Source organism: Gammaproteobacteria bacterium, assembly GCA_022450155.1.
Classification (GTDB): Bacteria; Pseudomonadota; Gammaproteobacteria; order Arenicellales; family UBA868; genus REDSEA-S09-B13.
Map to the genome: position 1 here is coordinate 1 of JAKUQR010000062.1, position 4,014 is coordinate 4,014.

Annotated in this window: 4 protein-coding genes; all 4 read left to right on the top strand. The window is 55.9% G+C overall.

All coding sequences use genetic code 11. The features are described 5' to 3' along the window. The first annotated feature begins 126 nt into the window (after window positions 1–126). The 4 genes from MK323_15155 to MK323_15170 all read left to right on the top strand — a co-directional run bounded on the left by MK323_15155 (window position 127) and on the right by MK323_15170 (window position 3,918). Window positions 127–966 (top strand): nitroreductase family protein, encoded by an 840-nt coding sequence (locus MK323_15155; protein MCH2483482.1) that lies wholly within the window; start codon window positions 127–129, stop codon window positions 964–966. A gap of 81 nt (window positions 967–1,047) precedes the next feature. Continuing rightward, entirely contained in the window at window positions 1,048–2,634 is a 1,587-nt protein-coding gene (locus MK323_15160) for a sulfatase-like hydrolase/transferase (GenBank protein MCH2483483.1), read from the top strand. A 91-nt stretch (window positions 2,635–2,725) separates the two neighbouring features. Then, on the top strand, window positions 2,726–3,295 hold the full coding sequence (locus MK323_15165) for an alpha/beta fold hydrolase (protein MCH2483484.1): 570 nt from the start codon (window positions 2,726–2,728) through the stop codon (window positions 3,293–3,295). Next, on the top strand, window positions 3,292–3,918 hold the full coding sequence (locus tag MK323_15170; protein ID MCH2483485.1) for a histidine phosphatase family protein: 627 nt from the start codon (window positions 3,292–3,294) through the stop codon (window positions 3,916–3,918). Before MK323_15165 ends, MK323_15170 begins: the two co-directional genes overlap by 4 nt. The last annotated feature ends 96 nt before the right edge of the window (window positions 3,919–4,014 follow it).

The following is a 4,014-nucleotide window of genomic DNA, read 5'->3' on the forward strand; positions in this document are numbered from 1 at the left end:
GATCTGCCGGCATGACGATATGAATTGAGTGTAATTCCAGTCAGTGTAGCACCCGTCGTCAGCGGATGGTTTTCTGCTGTCAGCAAACGTGGTTGAATGGTTATAGCCCGGATCAGGAGAAAAGTCATGAACGAAGTTGATGCCGCAAACGCACAGCCAGGTGAACAACACCGTCTTCTCACCGATATCATGCGCCGCCGGCGAAGCGTACGTCAGTTCGAGCGCGGCAGGAAGGTCTCACGGGATACCCTGCTGTCGGTGGCGGAGTCCGCACGCTGGGCGCCGACTGGCGCCAATACCCAGTGTTGGGATCTGATCATTGTGGATAATCCAGCTGTGCGCGATGCTGTGATCGATATTTTTGTTGAGCAGTCGAAACGATTGTTTGTTAAGGCCAAGGGTTTTCCTGCGGTGAGCAAAGCTTATCTGTCAAACACCGTGGCGATTTTCATCGTTCTGGGTGATTCCCGCTGGAAGGTCGCTTTTCCGCAACACAATGAAGATGCCGAAGGACCGGATGAATACGTCGCGAATAACGAAAACATTTACTACTGCTCACTGGGGGCCGTGATCCAGAACATTCAACTTGCCGTCACGGCCCAGGGATTGACATCAGCGTGGCTGTCCGGCGGTGGTGAGATATCCACCAATCTGGCGTTGTCGGAACTACTGGGGTATCCCTCGTATCTCTCAGCGTGCGGCACGATACCCGTGGGTTATCCAAAGAAAGATGTCCGACTGCGCTACAGACGGCCACTCGAACAACTGGTCCACTGGAATGGCTATGCCGCGACGCAGTTTCGACCTCAGGGCATGCTGGATCATTACCTGAACCGGTTGCGCCCCTTCCTGATGTACCGTAACACCGAAAGTGTAGAAGACTGGGAAGACGCCCGAGAAAAATGTGGGGACTGGTACGATGCCTTCAGCAGCCCGGAGCCGAACCCATCGGGTCAGTTGGAGTAAAAGCACGATAGACTCGGCACTGCCAATATGAAACTCGGCCTGACGGTTAAGCGCCCAACCACGACATACAACTGAAACAGAATGCGATCGAACAAACCAAATTACGTTTTTTTTGTCAGTGACCAGCATCGTGCTGATCATCTCGGTTGTTACGGTAACCCGGTGGTGCAGACTCCGAACATCGATCGACTGGCCCAGTCGGGTACGCGGTTCGAACAGTTCTATGTTGCCAATCCGTTCTGTATGCCCAACCGGGCGTCGATGATGACTGGTCGGATGCCATCGTTGCATCGAGCACGGACCAACGGCAACCCGCTGCCACTGGAATCCAGAACTTTTGTCAAATCATTGCGCAGCGCTGGCTATCATACGGCACTGATCGGCAAGTCTCACCTGCAGAATATGACCGGGTTGCCCCGGGCCCACACGCCGCCTGAAGCGCTCGGGGACGATGGCGAAGTCTTTGAAGCGTTCGAGCATGCGTATGCTGGTGCGGCTTATGAAAACGAAAATGCCAGACTGTGGCGTGAGGACCCGTCTCACGAAGTGACCACTCCTTTTTATGGTTTCGAACATGTCGACTTGTGTACCGAACATGGTGACATGGTCGGCGGTGCGTACCTGCGCTGGTTGTCCAGCAAACATCCGGACCCGGAGTCACTGCGTGGGCCGGATAACGCCATCGAAGATAAAACCATTGTGACGCCGCAGGGCTGGCGCACCCGGGTACCCGAGGATCTCTATCCAACACGATATATTGCAAATCGTACTTGTGAGCACATTGCGGATTTGGCAACAGAGGCCGAAGGAAGCCCATTTTTTATACAGTGCTCCTTTCCAGATCCGCATCACCCGTTTACGCCACCGGGGCGCTACTGGGATATGTACGACCCGGCATCGATCGCAGTGCCCAAAAGTTTTGGCCTGGGTGATTCGCCGATGTTACGTCACATGTGGGAAGATCTGGCAGGGGGTGATGCCAAACGCCAGAGCACACTGCCCTATGCCGTGACTGAGCGAGAAGCGCGGGAGGCTATCGCACTGACCTACGGTATGATCACGATGATTGATGACGCTGTCGGTCAAGTGATTAAAGCCTTGGAAGACAACGGGCTTGCCAGCAACACCGTACTGGTTTTTACCAGTGACCATGGTGACTTCATGGGCGATCACGGAATCATGCTGAAAGGACCACTGCACTATCGTGGACTGATTCGGGTGCCTTTTATCTGGTTCGATCCTACCACTGACACGTCGTCAGTCATTACGTCGCTCGCCCAGAGTATCGATATCCCGGCGACGATTTTAGAACGCTGTGGCATTCGTCCCTATTTCGGTATGCAGGGCACCGGATTAATGCCAACAATTTATGACGGTGAAACGGACGGCCGCGACGCACTGCTGATCGAAGACGACCGTGAGCTGATTTACCTTGGATTTGACCGTGCACAACGAGTGCGGACTGTGGTGACGGTTGGCGCCCGTATGACGCTCTATGAACCTGCTCCGTGGGGAGAACTCTATGACCTTGTTGCGGACCCGCTGGAGGTCAACAACTTGTGGAATGATCCTGCCCATCAGTTACTGCAGGCAGACATGACCCGTCGCCTGCTCGAGTTGATCATACGGTTTCAGGACTGGGCGCCGCTGCCCACCGGGCGGGCATGACCCGGCAGGAGACTGATGTGGCCGGGCTTTACCTACGTTCCGGGGGCATGGACGTTCTCCATGGGAAAGGCCGTATACCTATGACAGTCTGATGGGCGACCTGATCCCGCTCATCAACGAAGCCGGTCAGTTGGTGGTGGTCGGGCACTCGATGGGGGGTGTGGTCGGGCTGATGCTGGGTGGTGCGTTGCCTAACGTCGAGCGGGTACTGGGTGTGGGGATCAAGGTCAGCTGGAAAGAGGCGGAACAGGAACAGATGCAGACATTGTCAACACGGCCTGTTCGCTGGTGGGCAACGCAGGCCGAGGCGGTAGAACGCTACCTCAAGGTATCCGGACTGATCGGTCTGGTCAATTCCGATTCCCCCACTGCACAGTGTGGTGTCGTCGCAGGTGACGACGGCCGGTATCGTCTTGCCGCTGACCCGGAAATTCATGCGGTTGGTCGACCGCCCGTCGCTGAACTGGTTCAGGTCGGACGCTGCAAAGTGGTACTTGCGTGCGGCGAACACGACCAGATGGTCAGCGCTGGGGAACTGAGCGCCCTGGATGTCGCAGCTCGGGAGCTGTCGGGCCTGGGGCACAATGCACAGGTGGAAGGTCCCGAACAGATTTGGTTGCTCGCCAGCGAACCGCTGGAAAACGATCAGGAATCTCCATGAGTTTATTAATGGTCCGCCATGGCGAAACTGCGTTCAACCGCGATCGTATTATGCAGCCGGCAGAAACACCGCTGTCGGTTCGGGGCCAGGAGCAGGCGATTCGACTGGCACAACGTCTGAACACTGAAGGCATTACACGGATCCTGGCCAGTGATCTCCCCCGGGCCGCCATGACGGCTCAGGCATTGTCTGATGAAACCGGTGTCAAAATTGAGTTTGAATCGTTGCTTCAAGAGCGAAATTTCGGTCGTCTGCGGGGGCAGCGATTTATCGATCTTGAGGCCCGAGACATTGATCCGTTTGCCGAAAACTATGAACCCGAAGAGGGGGAAACGTGGCAGGAATTCGATCAGCGCGTGAGTCACGCCTGGTCGAGAATTCAGTCGGCGCTGCCCGCAGGCAGGACATTGGCCGTGGTTACCCATGGATTGGTCTGTGCTGCCCTGTTACGTAATCATCTGGACGCCCAGGCGCCCGCTTCTGACATTGGACGACTGTTTCCATTTCGCAATGCCGGTGTCACCCGCATCGAATCATCGCCACCCTGGCGGGTTGAATTGCTGAACTGTGCTGAACACCTTGAAGCGCTGGGTGACCAGACCTCGATCTACGGTCAGGTCTAAAAAGATCCTATTCAGGGAATGACTGCTGTCGTGTCCACCGCTCCAGAGTGCCCCAGCCGTTGGTTAGAGCGATTTGTGGGTGCCGTCACACAGCGG